The sequence below is a fragment of the Streptomyces gobiensis genome, from assembly GCF_021216675.1.
Classification (GTDB): Bacteria; Actinomycetota; Actinomycetes; order Streptomycetales; family Streptomycetaceae; genus Streptomyces; species Streptomyces gobiensis.
Window position 1 is genome coordinate 495531 of record NZ_CP086120.1, and the last position, 17770, is coordinate 513300.

General features: G+C 67.8%; 16 protein-coding genes. 10 read left to right on the forward strand and 6 right to left on the reverse strand.

Annotation, left to right across the window (positions count from 1 at the left end):
- Positions 1-20: 20 nt before the first annotated feature.
- Positions 21-1097, reverse strand: coding sequence for an SCO1860 family LAETG-anchored protein (locus test1122_RS02400; RefSeq protein WP_232267489.1), 1077 nt, complete (start codon positions 1095-1097; stop codon positions 21-23).
- Positions 1098-1275: 178 nt separating this feature from the next.
- On the reverse strand, positions 1276-2367 hold the full coding sequence (locus tag test1122_RS02405) for an amidohydrolase family protein (protein ID WP_232267490.1): 1092 nt from the start codon (positions 2365-2367) through the stop codon (positions 1276-1278).
- A 428-nt stretch (positions 2368-2795) separates the two neighbouring features.
- Here test1122_RS02405 and ectA point away from each other — a divergent pair, with 428 nt between their 5' ends.
- The 5 genes from ectA (at position 2796) to test1122_RS02430 (ending at position 7773) form a co-directional block, all read left to right on the forward strand.
- Positions 2796-3362, forward strand: a complete 567-nt coding sequence (gene ectA, locus test1122_RS02410) for a diaminobutyrate acetyltransferase (RefSeq protein ID WP_232267491.1) — start codon at positions 2796-2798, stop codon at positions 3360-3362.
- Between the two features lie 56 nt (positions 3363-3418).
- Entirely contained in the window at positions 3419-4687 is a 1269-nt protein-coding gene (ectB, locus tag test1122_RS02415; RefSeq protein ID WP_232267492.1) for a diaminobutyrate--2-oxoglutarate transaminase, read from the forward strand.
- A 79-nt stretch (positions 4688-4766) separates the two neighbouring features.
- The gene (locus tag test1122_RS02420) at positions 4767-5171 is read left to right on the forward strand and encodes an ectoine synthase (RefSeq protein ID WP_232267493.1); all 405 of its coding nucleotides are present in this window, start codon (positions 4767-4769) and stop codon (positions 5169-5171) included.
- 76 nt (positions 5172-5247) lie between these two features.
- Positions 5248-6147 carry an ectoine hydroxylase gene (gene thpD / locus test1122_RS02425; protein ID WP_232267494.1) on the forward strand — a complete coding sequence of 300 codons (900 nt, stop codon included), beginning with the start codon at positions 5248-5250 and terminating at the stop codon, positions 6145-6147.
- A 135-nt stretch (positions 6148-6282) separates the two neighbouring features.
- Positions 6283-7773: an SLC13 family permease gene (locus tag test1122_RS02430; RefSeq protein ID WP_232271720.1), complete on the forward strand. Its 1491-nt coding sequence runs from the start codon at positions 6283-6285 to the stop codon at positions 7771-7773.
- Positions 7774-8088: 315 nt separating this feature from the next.
- Here test1122_RS02430 and test1122_RS02435 read toward each other — a convergent pair whose 3' ends face one another.
- Both test1122_RS02435 and test1122_RS02440 read right to left on the reverse strand, forming a co-directional pair.
- Positions 8089-9144 carry an aminotransferase class V-fold PLP-dependent enzyme gene (locus test1122_RS02435; RefSeq protein ID WP_232267495.1) on the reverse strand — a complete coding sequence of 352 codons (1056 nt, stop codon included), beginning with the start codon at positions 9142-9144 and terminating at the stop codon, positions 8089-8091.
- A gap of 96 nt (positions 9145-9240) precedes the next feature.
- Positions 9241-11214, reverse strand: a complete 1974-nt coding sequence (locus tag test1122_RS02440; protein ID WP_232267496.1) for a PhoX family protein — start codon at positions 11212-11214, stop codon at positions 9241-9243.
- 275 nt (positions 11215-11489) lie between these two features.
- Between test1122_RS02440 and test1122_RS02445 the strand changes: the two genes are divergently transcribed.
- Positions 11490-12260: an IclR family transcriptional regulator gene (locus test1122_RS02445; protein WP_232267497.1), complete on the forward strand. Its 771-nt coding sequence runs from the start codon at positions 11490-11492 to the stop codon at positions 12258-12260.
- A gap of 22 nt (positions 12261-12282) precedes the next feature.
- Here the strand turns inward: test1122_RS02445 and test1122_RS02450 are convergent, their stop codons facing one another.
- Together test1122_RS02450 and test1122_RS02455 are read right to left on the reverse strand one after the other, a co-directional pair.
- Positions 12283-12843, reverse strand: a complete 561-nt coding sequence (locus test1122_RS02450; protein ID WP_232267498.1) for a carboxymuconolactone decarboxylase family protein — start codon at positions 12841-12843, stop codon at positions 12283-12285.
- A gap of 116 nt (positions 12844-12959) precedes the next feature.
- Positions 12960-14381, reverse strand: coding sequence for an NCS2 family permease (locus test1122_RS02455; RefSeq protein ID WP_232267499.1), 1422 nt, complete (start codon positions 14379-14381; stop codon positions 12960-12962).
- A gap of 339 nt (positions 14382-14720) precedes the next feature.
- On the opposite strand from test1122_RS02455, the gene test1122_RS02460 reads away from it, so the two are divergent.
- The 4 genes from test1122_RS02460 to test1122_RS02475 all read left to right on the forward strand — a co-directional run bounded on the left by test1122_RS02460 (position 14721) and on the right by test1122_RS02475 (position 17766).
- On the forward strand, positions 14721-15260 hold the full coding sequence (locus test1122_RS02460; RefSeq protein ID WP_232267500.1) for a hypothetical protein: 540 nt from the start codon (positions 14721-14723) through the stop codon (positions 15258-15260).
- A 95-nt stretch (positions 15261-15355) separates the two neighbouring features.
- Positions 15356-16009: a class F sortase gene (locus test1122_RS02465; RefSeq protein WP_232267501.1), complete on the forward strand. Its 654-nt coding sequence runs from the start codon at positions 15356-15358 to the stop codon at positions 16007-16009.
- Positions 16010-16279: 270 nt separating this feature from the next.
- Positions 16280-16546 (forward strand): GlsB/YeaQ/YmgE family stress response membrane protein, encoded by a 267-nt coding sequence (locus test1122_RS02470; RefSeq protein WP_232267502.1) that lies wholly within the window; start codon positions 16280-16282, stop codon positions 16544-16546.
- 89 nt (positions 16547-16635) lie between these two features.
- The gene (locus test1122_RS02475; protein ID WP_232267503.1) at positions 16636-17766 is read left to right on the forward strand and encodes a TerD family protein; all 1131 of its coding nucleotides are present in this window, start codon (positions 16636-16638) and stop codon (positions 17764-17766) included.
- Positions 17767-17770: the final 4 nt, after the last annotated feature.

The following is a 17770-nucleotide window of genomic DNA, read 5'->3' on the forward strand; positions in this document are numbered from 1 at the left end:
GCCTCAGTGGTGGCGACGCATCAGCTCTTGCGGCGCCGGGCCAGCATCAGCAGGCCGCCCAGGCCGACGAGAAGGGCCGCGCCGCCCGCGATGTACGGCGTGGCCGAGCTGCTGCCGGTCGCGGCGAGGTCACCGGAGGCCGCTTCGGTCTGGTCCGTCTTTCCTTCCGTCTTCTCCGTCTCTTCGCTCCGCGCGTTTCCGGCCTCGGCCGCCTTCAGCCCCGCCGCGGCCTTCTCCGGCTGTGCCGCCGTGCCGGTCCCTGCCGTCTCTCCGTTCCCTGCAGTTCCTCCAGTGCCCTCGGTTCCGCTGGTCTTGCCGGACTCTCCGCTGTTGTGCCCGTCCTTGTGGTCGGTGCCGTTCTCTCCCTTGGAGCCGCTCTCCGCGCCGTTCTCCTTCTGTCCGTGCGGGGTCCGGCACTTCGCCTCGGCGAGCGTGATCTTGCCGGCCACATCGGCGACATTGAGGGCGAGCGGCTTGACCGAGACGCTCAGGATCAGCGCGCTGGCAGCCGATGTCCGCGACGTCGTATGCGTCTTGGACAGGTCCAGCCGCACCTTGCCGACCTCCGGCACCTCAACCGTGGTCGTACCGGCCGCCGTGAGCTTCACCTTCTTGCCGAGCAGCTTCACCCAACCGAGCACATTGGCCTCGGCCTTGGGCTGCTCACCGGCCGGGCAGAATGCCTGGGACGTCACCTTCTCAAGCTCGACGACCGGGTGCAGCGGCTTGCCGGGCACATAGACCTTGGCGTGGGCCAGACGGACATGGGCCGCGGCCTTGTGCTCGTGAGCCTTGGCCTTCGCGCTGGCGACATCTGCGCGCAGCACGGGGAACGGCTTGCCGTGGCCGACCCCGTCCAGCTTGGCGGTGAGCGTGGTCTTCTCCTCGCTCCCTCCGCTCTTGCCGGGCGCCTTCACCTCGTTGACAGCGACGGCGAACGGCACCTCGGTCTTGTCGAGCAGCCCGATGTTCAGGTTGGTACGGAGCACGCTCGCGCTGGCCTCCCCTTGGTCACCGGCCCCGGTGGCGTGCGCCGGAACAGCGACCACGCCCACCAGGGCAGTGGCTGCGAGCATGCTGAAGACAGACTTGTTCACGTTGTGGAACCCCCACAGATGGCTTGGTGTCACCGGCACGGGCCAATGGCGGGGGACATCGCTCGCCCGGTGACTGAGACCACGCCATCGTTCACTCACGGAGGGTGAACCCGCCACCAACGTCCTATCAGTTCACCCATACGGGGTGTTTGCGCATGGGTGATCGAATCCGGTGCCCCTACTGCATAACGCGTCCCCGCAGAACCACGCGCCGCGGTCCCGCCAGCACCCGGACGTCCGCCCGTGGATCGGACTCATAGACCACCAGATCCGCTGAAGCCCCCTCCTCCAGGCCGGGGCGGCCAAGCCAGCCCCGTGCTCCCCAGGTGGTCGCGGAGAGGGCGTCCAGCGCCGGGATACCGGCCTTCACCAGCTCAGCAACCTCCGCCGCGACCAGGCCGTGCGCGAGCGAGCCCCCCGCGTCCGTACCGACGAAGACCGGGATCCCCGCGTCGTAGGCCGAGCGCACCGTGTCGTAGCGCCGCTTATGGAGTCGCCGCATATGGGCGGACCAGCGGGGGAACCGCACCTCACCGCCGTCCGCGAGCCGGGGGAAGGTGGCGATGTTGACCAGCGTGGGCACGATCGCGACACCACGCTCCGCGAAGAGCGGAATGGTCTCCTCGGTCAGCCCGGTGGCGTGCTCAACGCAGTCGATGCCCGCTTCGACCAGATCGCGCAGTGAGTCCTCGGCGAAGCAGTGGGCGGTGACCCGCGCGCCCTCCTCATGGGCGGCCGCGATGGCGGCCTCGACCGCGTCACGCGGCCAGCAGGGGCTCAGATCGCCGGCCTCGCGGTCGATCCAGTCACCGACGAGCTTGACCCAGCCGTCGCCCCGCCGGGCCTCCTGGCGGACGTACGCCACCAGGTCCGCCGGTTCGATCTCATGCGCGTAGTTCCGGATGTAACGCCTGGTACGGGCGATATGCCGGCCCGCCCGGATGATGCGCGGCAGATCCTCGCGGTCATCGATCCAGCGGGTGTCGGCGGCCGAACCGGCGTCCCGGATGAGCAGCGTGCCGGCCTCCCGGTCGGTCAGGGCCTGCTTCTCGCTGGTCGCCTCATCGACCGCGCCATGGGCGTCGAGCCCCACATGGCAGTGCGCGTCCACCAGGCCGGGCAGCGTCCAGCCCGCCAGCGTGGACACCTCACGGGCGCCACGGGGCCGGTCAAAGGTGATCCGGCCGGCTACGACCCACAGCTCGTCCCGTACGTCCTCAGGCCCGACCAGGACCCGGCCCTTGATGTGCAGCACCGCGCTCTCACTCATAAACGCACTGTACGAGGCCGCCCGACTCACATGGACGGCACTCCGGGGTACCTTCTCCCGGAAGACTGCTCAAGTGAAATCTGCGGAACCTGCGAAAACAGCTGCCAACGGCTCAGCCACCGAATAGGATACGTGCAAGGCAGGTCATTTAGCGTAGGCGCCCGTATTCTTATGCCCGCTTTGCGGCGGCTCAAACGCTAAATTTTCGCTAAACAGAACCACCGTAATTCGGACAAGTCTCGCCGCTGTTACGCACATGTGACACACTCCACAGGACGCCCGATTCATACCGGCGTTTCCTGACATGACCTCCGGTTTTACCGCTCCGGTGCGCGCAGGCGCGCCCCCGCGCGATAACACAGATCTGCCTTCTTCGTAACCCCTTCCAACGATGCAATTTCAGATTCTCCTGGGTAAATTCAATCCGCATGACCCCCGCACAAGCAGACCATGCACGTGCCCATAGCGAATTCCTCGAAATACCGGAGGGGCTGAAGCTCGACACGCCACGAGTTGAGGACGGAGCCGCGATCTGGCGGATCGCCCGTGACTCGCAGGCACTCGACCTCAACTCCTCGTACAGCTATCTCCTGTGGTGTCGCGACTTCGCCGCCACCTCGGTTGTGGCTCGCGACGGGAACGGCGATCCGGTCGGCTTCATCACCGGCTACACCCGCCCGCAGCACCCGCGGACCCTGCTCATCTGGCAGGTCGCGGTGGACCACTCGCAGCGTGGCCGCGGACTGGCCGGAGCGATGCTGGACGGGCTGACCTCGCGGGTCGCCCTGGACCTGGGCATAGACCGCATCGAGACCACCGTCACACCTGACAACGCCCCCTCCAACCGGCTGTTCACGTCCTACGCCGAGCGGCATGGCGCCGCGGTGGAGCGCGAGGTGCTGTTCGACGGCGAGGCGTTCCCCGGCGGCGGCCACCAGCCCGAAGTGCTGTACCGGATCGGGCCGATTCCGGCCCTGGCCGACGCACTGCGCTGAGCCGCTCCGACCCCCAAGACTTCTTCCCCCCAAGACTCACCTCCCAGGAGCTTCCTGTGACCATCACCCAGCCCGACCTGAGCGTCTTCGAGACCCTGGAGTCGGAGGTGCGTGGCTACTGCCGTGGCTGGCCCACGATCTTCGACCGCGCCCAGGGCAGCTATATGTACGACGAGGACGGTCACACCTACCTCGACTTCTTCGCCGGCGCCGGATCACTCAACTACGGCCACAACAACCCGGTCCTCAAACGCGCCCTGATCGACTACCTGGAGCGCGACGGCGTCACCCACGGCCTGGACATGTCGACCGTCGCCAAGCGCGGCTTCCTGGAGACCTTCCAGAACATCGTGCTGCGCCCCCGGGACCTGCCCTACAAGGTCATGTTCCCGGGCCCGACGGGCACCAACGCCGTCGAGGCCGCGCTGAAGCTGGCCCGTAAGGTCAAGGGCCGTGAGGCGATCGTCTCCTTCACCAACGCCTTCCACGGCATGTCCCTGGGCTCACTCGCGGTAACCGGTAACGCCTTCAAGCGCGCGGGCGCCGGCATCCCCCTGGTGCATGGCACGCCCATGCCCTTCGACGACTACCTGGATGGCCGGACCCAGGACTTCATCTGGTTCGAGCGGCTGCTGGAGGACTCCGGCTCCGGCCTCAACAAGCCCGCCGCCGTCATCGTCGAGACGGTGCAGGGCGAGGGCGGCATCAACGTCGCCCGGGCCGAGTGGCTGCGCGCCCTGGCCGACCTGTGCGAGCGGCACGACATGCTGCTGATCGTTGATGACATCCAGATGGGCTGCGGCCGCACGGGCGCCTTCTTCTCCTTCGAGGAAGCCGGTATCACCCCCGACATCGTGACCGTGTCCAAGTCCATCAGCGGCTACGGCCTGCCGATGTCGCTGACCATGTTCAAGCCCGAGCTGGACATCTGGGAGCCCGGCGAGCACAACGGCACCTTCCGCGGCAACAACCCCGCCTTCGTCACGGCCACCGCCGCCCTGGAGACCTACTGGGCCGACGGCCAGATGGAGAAGCAGACCCTCGCCCGCGGCGAGCAGGTCGAGGCCACCCTCCGGGGCATCGCCGAGGAGCACCCCGAGGCCGTGGTCGAGTACCGGGGCCGTGGCCTGGTCTGGGGCCTGGAGCTGCGGGACAAGCCGCTCGCCGGGAAGGTCGCCAAGCGCGCCTTCGAGCTGGGGCTGCTCATCGAGACCTCCGGTCCGGAGGGCGAGGTCGTCAAGCTGCTGCCCGCCCTGACCATCACCCCCGAGGAGCTGGACGAGGGTCTGCGCGTCCTGGCCCGAGCGGTCCGCGAAACCGTCTGAAGCCACCCCTGACGGCCCGCTCCGGTCTCCGGAGCGGGCCGCCCCCTTTAATCGCAAGAACAGAAAGGCACCACGCACTGTGATCGTCCGATCCCTTCAGGAAATCGAGGACACCGACCGCGACATCAAGTCGGCCTCCGGCACCTGGCGCAGCAAGCGCCTCATCCTGGCGAAAGAACGTGTCGGGTTCTCGCTCCACGAGACCGTGCTCTACGCGGGTACCGAGACATCGATGTGGTACGCCAACCACGTCGAGGCCGTACTCTGCGTAGAAGGTGAGGCCGAGCTCACAAACGATGAGACCGGTGAGAAGCACTGGATCACCCCGGGCACGATGTACCTGCTCGACGGGCATGAGAAGCACACACTGCGCCCGAAGACCGACTTCCGGGTCGTGTGCGTGTTCAACCCGCCGGTGACAGGCCGGGAGGACCACGACGAGAACGGTGTCTACCCGCTGCTCACCGAGGACGACGCCAGCTGACAACGCCAGCTGAGCTGACCTGAGAGCCTCCCACTGAGAGAGACAGGGCCGTACGAGAGGAGAGGAAGGCAACCCCATGACCACCGCACCCGAGCGCACCGCCGACCTGTACCCGACCAGAGGAGCAGCCGAGGTGGCTACTCCGCGGAGGGATCCGGTGGTGTGGTCCGAACCGGGTACGCCGGGGCCGATCACGGCCTCGGACCTGGGGGACTACGAGCGGGACGGGTTTCTCGCGATCGACCAGCTGATCACCCCGGACGAGGTGACGGTCTACCGCGCGGAACTGGAAAGGCTCATCTCGGACCCGGGCATCCGTGCCGACGAGCGCTCGATCATCGAGCCGAAGTCGCAGGACGTCCGGTCCGTGTTCGAGGTGCACAAAATCAGCGAGGTCTTCGCCAACCTGGTGCGAGACCCACGTGTAGTGGGCCGGGCACGGCAGATCCTGGGCTCGGACGTCTATGTCCACCAGTCCCGGATCAACGTCAAGCCGGGCTTCGGGGCCAGCGGCTTCTACTGGCACTCGGACTTCGAGACCTGGCATGCGGAGGACGGTCTGCCGAATATGCGGACCGTGTCGGTCTCGATCGCACTCACGGAGAACTACGACACCAACGGCGGGCTGATGATTATGCCGGGGTCGCACAAGACCTTCCTCGGCTGCGCTGGCGCCACGCCGAGGGACAACTACAAGAAGTCACTGCAGATGCAGGACGCGGGCACCCCGTCCGATGAGGCGCTGACCGGCTTCGCCGACCAGCACGGCATCAAGCTCTTCACGGGCAAGGCCGGATCAGCGACCTGGTTCGACTGCAACTGCATGCACGGCTCGGGCGACAACATCACGCCCTACCCGCGGAGCAATGTCTTCATCGTGTTCAACAGCGTGGAGAACCCCGCGGTTGAGCCGTTCGCGGCGCCCATCCGGCGCCCGGAGTTCATCGGTGCGCGCGATTTCACACCGGTGAGGTAGCTGGCAACTAACCGAGAACAGTGAGTGAACTGGGCGTCATCCCGTGCACGGGGTGACGCCCAGTTCTTGTTCTGCCCTGGTACCGGTGGGAAGTTGTCCCGGCCAACTGTCAACGTGAGGTGAGCCGTGTCACGGATGGAACTTCAGTACGAAGACAGCTCTGCCGACCCCACTGTGGTGCCCCGGCAGTGGACAGGACTTCTCGGCGGTGTGCTCCTGGCGATTCTGCTGCGCCTGACGCTTCCTGACTCCCTGTCCGCGGACGGCAAGACCGTCGCCGCCATCGCTGGGCTGATGGCCGTGTGGTGGATGACCGAGGCGCTGCCGCTGCCGGTCACCGCCCTGGCCCCGCTGGTGCTGTTCCCGGTACTGGGGGTGGCCCCGATCGGTGAGGTCGCCGCGCCCTATGCGAACGAGATCATCTTCTTGTTCATGGGCGGCTTCATCATCGCCCTGGCGATGATGCGCTGGCATCTGCACACCCGCTTCGCGCTGGCCACCGTGCAGCTGGTGGGCACCAGCCCGGTGCGGATGATCGGCGGTTTCATGCTCGCCACCGCGCTGCTGAGCATGTGGATCAGCAATACGGCCACCGCGGTGATGATGCTGCCGATCGGCGTCGCGGTGCTCGGCCTGGTCGCCCAGCTGCGCGACGGGCACCGGGACCCCAACTTCGCCACCGCGCTGATGCTCGGTATCGCCTACGCGGCGTCCATCGGCTCACTGGGCACCATCATCGGCACCCCGCCCAACGCGTTCCTGCAGAGCCATCTGAAGAGCGAATACGGCATCGACATCAGCTTCGCCCAGTGGATGCTCTTCGGCGTGCCGCTCGCCGCGGTCTTCCTCGTCATCGCCTGGGCTGTGCTGACGCAGTTGGTCTTCAAACCGAAGATCACGCATATACCCGGCGGACAGGAGCTGATTCAGGAACGCAGGCGAGAGCTGGGCGCGATCAGCCGGGGTGAGTGGACGGTCCTCGCGGTGTTCCTGGGGGCGGCGCTGCTCTGGGTGCTCGTCGGGGTGCTGAAGCCCCATGTCACCTGGGTGGCTGAGCATGTCTCCGACGCGGGGGTCGCCATGCTGGCCGCCATGCTGCTGTTTCTCCTCCCGGTCGAACGGCACGGCCGAAGGCGGGTGCTGGTCTGGGAGGACACCAGGGAGCTGCCCTGGGGGATCCTGCTGCTGTTCGGCGGGGGACTCAGCCTGTCCGGACAGTTCGGCGCGGAACAGAGCGGGCTGGGCCCGTGGATCGGTGAGCGGGTCGCCTCGCTGGACACCATCCCGACGCTGCTTCTGGTGGTCGTCATCGCCGGGATGGTCCTGCTGCTGACCGAGCTGACCAGCAACACCGCGACGACCGCCATCTTCGTACCCATCATGGCCGTGGTCGGCCAGGGCCTGGGACACAGTCCGCTGCTGCTGGCGCTGCCGGTCGCGCTGGCCGCCACCTGTGCGTTCATGCTGCTGGTGGCGACCCCGCCGAACGCCGTGGTCTTCAGCTCCCGCGAGATCACCATCGGCCAGATGATCCGTGGCGGCATCGGCCTGAACCTGATCGCCATCATCCTGGTCACCACAGCGCTCTACACGACAGGCAGCTGGATATTCACCACCCACCTATGACTGTTGTGGGCACTCCCAGCCCCGCGAGGGCGTGGGCCCACCCTGCTACGCAACCACCCACCCGCACCAGCCACGACGCTCCGGCTAACCCCGTAACGGAGCTCGCGACGCCTGGTGGGCACAACACCCGGCCACCGGCCCGCACCGGCAAACCCCGGGGCCCCGGGGCGAAGCCCCGGTTACGGGAAGGGGCGGGATACGGGGACACCCACCCACAGCACCCCCGCAGCCGGGCGAAGCCCCGCCACGCGGCGGAGCCGCATACCGGCACAGCCGGGAAGGGGCGGGAATTGGGGAACCCCCGCCCCGCTGACGTCAGGCCTGCACAGCCGATCCCAGCGCAGTCAGCAGCCGCTCCACATCCCCCACCGTGTTGTAGAGATGGAACGCGGCACGAAGGTTCCCGGCCCGTACGGAGACCTTCACACCCGTCCGAGCCAGCGGCCCGGCGGCCGCGCCCAGACCGGGCACCGCCACGATCACCGAGTCGCCGGGCACCGGCTCCAGGCCGAGCGCGGCCGCTCCCGTACGGAAGCGCTCGGCGAGCAGACGATTATGGGCGCCGATCGCTTCCTGGCCCAGCTCCTCGACCAGGGCGAGAGAAGCCGCCGCGCCCAGATACGGCAGAAAGGCCGGGGCCTCGTCAAAGCGCCGGGCAGAACCAGCCAGCTCGGCAACGGGCCCGTAGCAGCTCTCCCAGGGACGCTCGCCCGCGACCCAGCCCGCGTACAGCGGCAGCAGATCGCCACCGTCCGCCGGGACGGTGAGGAAGGAGGCGCCACGCGGGCACATCAGCCACTTGTACGCGCCGCACACCGTGTAGTCGAAGGCGCCGTGGTCAAGCGGCAGCCAGCCGGTGGCCTGGGTGGTGTCGACCAGAGTACGGGCGCCATGCACCCGTGCCGCGGCGCTGACCGCGGCGAGATCGGCGATCCGGCCGTCGGCCGACTGCACCGCGCTGACCGCGACCAGCCGGGTGCCAGGGCGCACCGCGTTCGGCAGCTCGGCCAGCGGCGCCGAGCGCAGCTTGAGGTCGGCGCGCATCACGAAGGGGTTGACCAGGGAGCTGAAGTCTCCTTCGGCCACCAGCACTTCCGCACCGGCGGGCAGTGATCCGGCGATCAGCCCGGCGTGCGCGGCGACGCTGGCACCCGTCGCCACCCGGTTCGCGGGAACGCCCGCCAGCCGGGCGAAGGTGGCCCGGGCCTCCTCGGTCCGCTCGAAGTAGCGGACCATATCGATCCGTCCACTGGCCATCTCCTCGACCGCGTCCCGCAGTACGGCGGTGGTGCGGGCCGGAAGCAGGCCATGAGACGCGGTATTGAGGTACGTCAGCTGCGGCGCGAACTCGGCGCCTCCCAAACTCTCCATGGGATCACTGTCCGGGCCGTTTTCCGGCCTGTCCATTGCCGATGTTGTTCGGGAGACGCCAAGCCGCCCTTATACGCCCCGGTCACCTCTCGCCGGTCAGGCGCCGATCTTTCCGCCGTCGGTACGGCGAATGGCCACCGTGGCCGAGCGCGGACGGCCCTCGGGGTCGAAGTCCGGCCAGTTGCTCACCGCCCGGGGGTCGGCCGGGGTGGGCTTGCCCCAGGCCGCGCTGGCCTCACCGGGGTGCTGAACGTTGACGAACATCGTCCGCTGGTCAGGTGTGATGGCCATGCCGGTGATCTCGGCGCCGCGCGGGCCGACGAGGAAGCGGCGGATCTCACCGGTCCTGGGGTCAGCCGTCAGCATCGCGTTGTTGCCGATGTTGTCGTAGCCCTTCTCCGGCACATTCTGCGAGGAGTTGGAGATGTCGGTCTGGATCCACAGCCGGCCGTCGGCGTCGAACGACAGGCCGTCGGGCGAGCCGAGGATATTGGTCTCGTCCAGCTCGACGGCATCGTCGTAGGCCGGGTCACCGGCGAGCAGGAAGATGTCCCAGTTGAAGGTGGTGGCGGTGTTGTCCCCGTGCTTCTCCCGCCAGCGGATGATGTGCCCGTACGGGTTGGGGGTGCGCGGGTTGCCCTTGCCCTCCCAGCCCTGGCCGTTGGTGAGGGTGGCGTAGACATCCTTGTTCTTGGGGTTGACCGCTATCCACTCGGGGCGGTCCATGCGCGTAGCACCGACCGCGTCGGCGGCCTCGCGGGTGCGGATCAGCACATCGGCCTGGTCCTGCCAGCCGTTCTCGGCGGTCAGTGGTCCCTCGCCGAAGACGAGCGGCAGCCAGGTGCCGCTGCCGTCGTCGTCGAAGCGGGCGACATGGAGCGTGCCGTGGTCGAGCGGGCTCTGGCCCATGGCACGCCGCATCCGCCAGGAGCCCTTGCCGACGAACTTGTAGATGTAGTCCCCGTCCTGGTCATCCCCGGTGTAGGCGACGACCCGGCCGCGCGACTCGGTGGCGGCACAGCCCTCGTGCTTGATCCGGCCCAGCGCGGTGCGCTTGACCGGCTTCGCCCGGGGGTTCATCGGGTCGATCTCCACTATCCAGCCGAAGCGGTTGAGCTCCTTGCCGTTGACCGCCACATCGAAACGCGGGTCGGCCAGGTGCCAGCGGTAGCCGAAGCCCGAGTTGGAGACCCCGTAGCGCTTCTGCGACTCCGTCGGCTCCCAGGTCTTGTCCTCGGTGCCGAAGTATCCGTTCCAGTTCTCCTCGCAGGTGAGGTAGGTGCCCCAGGGGGTAACACCGTTCGAGCAGTTGTTGAGCGTGCCCATGGGCTCATTGTCCGACCGCAGCTCGGGATGGTTGACCGAGACCGGACCGGAGAAGGCGACCGGTGTGGTGCCGGTGACCTTGCGGGCACGGCGGGACTCGGAGACCTCCCAGACACCCGCACGGTTCCGGGCGATCTCGACGGCGCTGACGCCATGCGCGGCCAGTGCCTTGTCGACCTTTTGCCGGGTCATCTCATCGGGGCCGTCGGGGAACAGCAGCTGCTGGTCGATGTACTCGTGGTTGAGCACGAGCATGCCCCGCTCGTTGCCCTTCCTCCCGTAGCCGAGCGGGAAGAAATGCATCCCGTCGTGGTTCATGCCGACCTGCTCGGCCTGCTCGGCGGCGGTGTTGGAGGCGTCCTTCTTCCACGCGGGACCGCTGGGCCGGATGGGCGTGCCCCAGGGGATCAGTACCTGGGTCTCATAGCCTTCCGGGACGGTGAGCTCATCCCTGTCATGGGTGCCGACCGGCGCGAAGCCGAGCAGCCCTCTGCCGCCCTTGCCACCCTTGTCGCTCTTGGCTGAATCAGTGCCCTCCCCACCGGCCTCCGCCGCCGTGGCACCGTGGGTGCCCGTCGCGGTACCGAGGACGAGAAAGCCCGCAGCCGCCGCGGTCCCACCGCGCAGGGCGGCGCGGCGGGACATCCGTGAGGCGACCACATCCGTGAACAGCCGGTTGCCGGAGGGGTTGGAGCTCACCTCATCAGGGTCGATCTCGGGGAACACGGGGCGGTCAGCAGACATCTTCCGTCCTCACTGGTTCAAATGTTCCGGCGCGCGATGGCCGCCGGGAAGGGGTGACGAGGATCGGATATTAGGACCGTAGTTTGACTGTGCGACACCCCTGAGGTGAACACGAGGCATCCCCAACCCCACGTATGGACGAGTTTCAGCCTTCCCGCTGACCGCTCACCCGCAGGTGAACAGCCACACTCGTTCGATATGCTGAACACCGTCCCCATAGGTGAATCCCCGCCGGGGACTCCATGGCTGTTCACACATCGAAGGGATCACGGACGATGCCAGCTGCCGAGCCGGGCGGAGCGCAGGTCAAATCGGCGGTGCGAACGGTGGAGTTGCTGGAGTACTTCGCCGAACGGCCCGGTATGCACTCCCTGGCGGCCGTCCAGGAGGCCGTCGGATACCCAAAGTCCAGCCTCTATATGCTGCTGCGCACGCTGGCGGAGCTGGGCTGGGTCGAGACGGACTCCACCGGGACCCGCTACGGCATCGGCGTCCGGGCGCTGCTCGTCGGCACCTCCTATATCGACGGCGACGAGGTCGTGACCGCGGCCCGGCCAACGCTGGACCGACTCTCCGAGAACACCACCGAGACCATTCACCTGGCCCGTCTCGACGGCACGGACGTCGTCTATCTCGCCACCCGCCAGTCGCAGCACTATCTGCGCCCGTCTCCCCGCGTCGGGCGGCGGCTGCCCGCCCACTCCACCTCGCTGGGCAAGGCCCTGCTGGCCACCTACAGCGATGAGCGGGTCCGCGAGCTGCTGCCGCAGGCACTGCCGCAGGTCACCGAGCACACCACCACCGACCGGGAGAGGCTGATCGAGGAGCTGGCCCTGGTGCGGGAGCAGGGCTACGCGGTGGACCGCGAGGAGAACACCCTGGGCCTGTGCTGCTTCGGTGTCGCCATCCCTTACCGCGCCCCGGCCCGGGACGCGATCAGCTGCTCGGTACCGGTGGCCCGGCTGACCCCCGCCCACAAGCGCAAGATCGTGGACGCGCTCTTCGAGGCCCGCGACCGGCTGACGCTCGCCACCCGGCGCCTGTGAACCGAAGGCCCCGGCGGCTCAGCTACCGCTTGAGCGGTGGCACCTCGCACTGGTCCGAGAAGCCCTGCCCGACCAGGCCGAGCGCGGAGTTGGTCCGCGAGCGCTGGTTCTCCACCGCGACCATCACGGTCAGCTCAATGAACGCCTTTTCTCCCAACCGGCCGATGAGCCGCTCGGTCATCGCGTCGGTAACGGTCGGCTCGGTCTCGGTCATCGCTTCGGCGTACTCCATCACCTCAAGCTCCAGCTCACTGAAGAGTTCCCGGTGTTCCCGCCAGACGGGCACGTGCTGAATCTTCTCCATCGGCAGCCCGTGCCGAGCGGCCTCCCAGTGCCCGAAGTCCATGCACCACGAGCAGCCGATCCGGGCGGCCGACACCATAACGGCGAGCAGCTTCAAGCCGGGGTCCAGCTCCTTCCACCTGGCGATGCTCAGCTCATAGCGGGCACCGCCCAGCAGCACCCTGGGGTGGTGCCCCAGCGCCGCGAGGGGGTCGAGAGCCTTGCCGTACCTGCGCCGCGAGTACCACTGGGTGAGCCGTACGACAAGAGAACGCGGTGGGTCGAGTGAGATACGGGCCATGATCTGTCTCCTTCGCAAAGGTCCTGACATCCCTACGACGGAGCGCACCCCCATGGATGTGACATCAGGGAACGGACAGCGCGGATCCGCGTTGGCTGTGGGTCAGGCCCAGCAGGTCAGGCCAGCAGCTCCTCCAGGGGGTTGATCGCGAAGTAGATGACGAAGACTGCCGCCGCACCCCACAGCAGCCAGTGCACCTCGCGGGCCCTGCCCAGCGCTGTCCTGACGACCACGTAGGCGATGAACCCCGCGCCGATGCCATTGGTGATGGAGAACGTGAAGGGCATCAGGGCAAGCGTCAGGAAGGCCGGGATGGCGATCCCTGGGTCCGTCCAGTCGATGTGCCGGACCTGGGTCATCAGCAGATAGCCCACCGCGACCAGGGCGGGAGCGGCGGCCTGGCCCGGGACGACCGCCGCGAGAGGGGCGAAGAAGAGAGCCAGGATGAAGAGGGCGCCGGTGATCAGGTTGGCGAAGCCGGTGCGGGCGCCCTCGCCGACGCCCGCCGCGGACTCGATGTAGGAGGTGTTGGAGGAGCCGGACGCGGCCCCGCCCGCGACCGTGGCGAGGCCGTCGACGAACAGCAGCCGGCCGAGGTTCGGGACGCGGCCTTGCTCATCGAGCAGCCCGGCCTCGTTGGTGACGGCGACCGCCGTGCCCATGGTGTCGAAGAAGTCGGTCAGAAAGAGGGTGAAGACGAGCAGCAGCGCGGTGATGAGGCTGACCTTGCCGAAGGCACCGAAGACGCTGAAGGCGCCGATCAGCCCGAAGTCCGGAGCGGCGACCACCTCACTGGGCAGCGCCGGGACGGTCAGGCCCCAGTCCAGATCATCGATGTCGGCGATCTGATTGATGGCGATGGCCAGCACGGTCATCGCCACGATGCTCAGCAGAATCGCGCCCTTCACTCTGCGGGCGAGCAGTGAGAGCGCCAGCAGCACCCCGAGGCAGAAGACCAGCACCGGCCAGCCGGCCAGCTCCCCGGCGGCGCCGAGCCGCACCGGGACTGTCGTTCCCGCCACGTCGGGGATACGGGTGACGAAGCCCGCGTTGACCATGCCGATGAAGGCGATGAACATCCCGATGCCGACGCTGATGGCCTGCTTCAGCTGCATCGGGATCGCGTTCATCACGGCTTCCCGTAGCCCGGTCACGGCCAGCAGGCAGATGATGATGCCCTCCAGGACAACGAGCCCCATGGCGTCGGGCCAGCTCATCAGCGGAGCGACCTGGTAGGCCACCATCGTGTTGAGCCCGAGCCCGGCGGCGAGCGCCAGCGGCAGATTGGCCGTCAAGCCCATCAGCGCGGTCATCACGGCGGCCACCAGCGCCGTGACGGTGACCACCTGCGGGTAGGACAGCTGGGCGCCGTTCACATCCCTGGCACCGCTGAGGATGATCGGGTTCAGCACCAGGATGTAGGCCATGGTGAAGAAGGTGGCGATCCCGCCCCGTGTCTCCCGGCCGAAGGTGGAGCCGCGCTCGGAAACCCGGAAGTACCGGTCGACGCGCTGGTAGACGGCAGCGGATGACGGCATGGTGCTCCTTGGCTGCTGGCAGGCATGTCGCTGACAGATCAGGGGATTCTGTCGGTTCGGAGGGCCATTCAGGTTTCGGCCATGTGTCGCATGGACCGCGGCACACCAGCCACCCGATCCCCCGTTTGCCATATTTCACCCAAAAGGGAAATATACCGCTCTGAGCTGGTGTGATGCCGTGAATACGTCGTGACACGCCGCACGTTCGGGGCATTACTGATGGCTTATCAAATGGCGCGGACACCGGCGTGCCGGTTGGCTCAGCTTGGAAGCGTGGATTCTCTCCCAGCTCAGCGGCGTTCCCAGCGTCGTGTCCACGTTCCGGGAGGAGTGAAGTGCATGCGCCCCGTCAGCGTTCTCACCGGCGCCGCCCTGTCCATAGCCGCCCTCGGCCTGTCCACGCCCGCTTCCTTCGCTCAGTCCGATATCAGCGGCGCGAGCGTCTCTCTCTCACCACCGACCGCCAGACCGGGCATGATGGTGGAGGTCCGGGTGGACTGCTCCGCCTTTGCCAGCCCCAGTCCCACGGGCGTGAGCTCCCCCGGTTTCAAGGAAGGCCAGATCCGGCTGAAGCCAACTGGCCAGGAGGGGCGCTTCTGGGGTGAGGCCACCGCCGTGAACCGACCCGGCACCTACCAGGTCAGCGGCGCCTGCACCAAGGACACCGACGGCTCCTCCCGGTTCTCCGGCACGCTCACCGTCAGCGCCGGTGGCCCGTCCCCGGCCCCCAGCACTCCCACCGGCCCGATGCGGACCGGAATCGGCGGCTCAAGCTCCAACGGCACCCCCGTCCCGTATGTGGCGGGCGCCGTCGCACTCGCTGTGGCAACCGCGGGCGGCACCTGGTTCCTGCGCCGCCGCAACGAGAACCGGTCCTGATCCGGCCACCCTGCCAGGAACCCGTCCAGCCGGAGTCCTGAGCGGCCCGGCCAGACGGAGTGTCTCCCACCGAGGTCCCCAGCCGGAGGGGTTCGATGGACCGAGATCACCGCCGTCGCGAGACCATAGCCGCGACCGTCACCGCGATAGGGCTGTGCGCGGGAGTGTGGCTGATAGACCACACCCCCGAGGGACAGGCACCGCCCCAGCCGTCCCCGGCCGAGGCCGCGCCCTCCGATTTGGAGGAGCCGACCGCCGACCCGAGCATCTCCCCGCTGGCGCCGTCCCACCCCCTCCGGGTGCGTATCCCGGCCATCAGCGTCGATGCCCCGGTGATGGAACTCGAACTGGAGCAGGACGGCAGCCTCCAGACTCCGCCGGAGGACAACGCCAACCTCACCGGCTGGTACCGGCACGGGACCGCGCCCGGCGCCATCGGCACAGCGATAGTCGCCGGACATGTCGACCACGCCACCGGACCCAGCGTCTTCTACAATCTCGGGGCGCTCAGGAAGGGCCATACCGTCCAGGTGGACCGCCAGGATGGCAGTACGGCCGTCTTCACCATTCACGCCATTGAGGTCTACAGCCGCAAGGACTTCCCCAACAAGCGGGTCTACGGCCGCTCGGACCGCGCCGAGCTCCGTCTGATCACCTGCGGTGGCGGATACTCCGAGTCCGATGGCTATCTGGGCAATGTCGTGGTCTACGCGCATCTGACCAAGGTCACGTCAACTTCTCGACTGTGACCGACCGAGCTTGTTGACTCGACCGGCCACACCGATTCGCGCTCCCCGTTCACGGCTGGCTGCCTCCGCGGCCGAAGGATGCGGTCCTTCCCGGCGTAAACGCCCGCGGTTGCCCGGAAGAACAGGCTGAAGCGGTACGTCCAGCGGTGCGTTGTTCCGCCAGCGGAATGGGACGGGCCGAACAGCCAGGCCCGCTGACCCGCTTGAGTCAGCGAGTCCGCGGCAGGGCATGATGGTCCGGAAAGCCGATCATCACGGGGAGGATCCGCCATGGGCATCATCAGCTGGCTCGTACTCGGGCTGCTGGCCGGAATCATCGCCAAAGTCCTGCTGCCGGGCCGGGACCCGGGCGGACTCGTCGGCACCACGGTGATCGGCATCGCGGGGGCCTTCCTCGGTGGCTGGCTATCGGCCACGTTCCTGGACAAGCCGGTCAACCAGGACTTCTACGAGCCGACGATGTGGATCTCCGCAATCGCCGGCGCACTTGTCCTGCTGGTGGGGTACCGGGTGCTGTTCGGCAGTTCCCGCCGGTAGTTCCCGCTGGTACGAGCAGAGACCGACCGGGAGAGGACGTTCCGAGGAACCGCGTGGCCAGACCAGTCGTTAGCCGGGGCATGACCGCAATGACTCCTGGATCGAACATCCCCCTTCCCGCCGCCCGCGTGGCGGTGGACGTCTCCGCTCCGGTGCGGCTGGATGTGTCGGGGCTGCTGATCGGTGCCGATGGCAAGGTGCGCTCCGACCATGACTTCGTGTTCTACAACCAGCCGACCGCCCCGGGAGTAACCCACAGCAACGGCGCCGCCGCTGACACCATCACCGTGGACACCGCGGCCATCCCCGGTGACATCGACAAGGTGGTCGTCACGGCGAGTCTGGACGCTCCGGGAGCGACCTTCGCGGGAACCGAGCCGACCGGGACGGTGCGGGACGCCGACGGAGGCGCGGTGATCGCCACCTTCACCCCGCCTCAGCTGGGCCCGGAGACCGCACTTGTGGTGGTCGAGGTGTACCGGCGCGGCGGCGCCTGGAAGGTACGGGCGGTCGGCCAGGGATACGCCAATGGACTGGCCGGGATCGCCACGGACTTCGGGGTCACGGTGGAGGATCCCGCACCGGCCCCCGCCACTCCCGCCGCTCCCCCGATGCCCGCCGCCGCCCCCACGCTGGGCGCGGGGAAGGTCAACCTGGACAAGGGCCGGGTCAGCCTCCAGAAGCAGCAGACCGTATCCCTGGTCAAGAACAACCAGCCGTTCCAGGCATCACTCAGGATGGGCCTGGGCTGGGAGCCCGCCTATCAGGGCAAGAACATCGATCTGGACGCCTCCGTCATCGCGTACGACGCCAACCGCAAGAAAATCGACGCCTGTTACTTCGGCAAGCTGGCCATCCTGAACGGCGCGATCCAGCACTCCGGCGACAATCTCACCGGTGAGGGCTCGGGCGACGACGAGACCATCACGGTCCATCTGGCGGGCCTGCCCCCGGAGGTGACCGGGCTGGTCTTCGCGGTCAACTCGTTCTCCGGGCAGAAGTTCAGCGAGGTCGCCAAGGCGTACTGCAGGCTGCTGGACGGCACGACCGGCGAGGAGCTGGTCCGCTATGACCTCACCGGGGCGGAGCCCCGTACCGCGGTGCTGATGTGCAAGTTCGTGCGCCAGTTCTCCGGTGAGTGGGAGATGACCGCACTGGGTGACTTTCTCGACGCACGGACGGTCCGCGGCATGGTCAAGCCGGGCGGCCGGGCTCTGTAGCAGC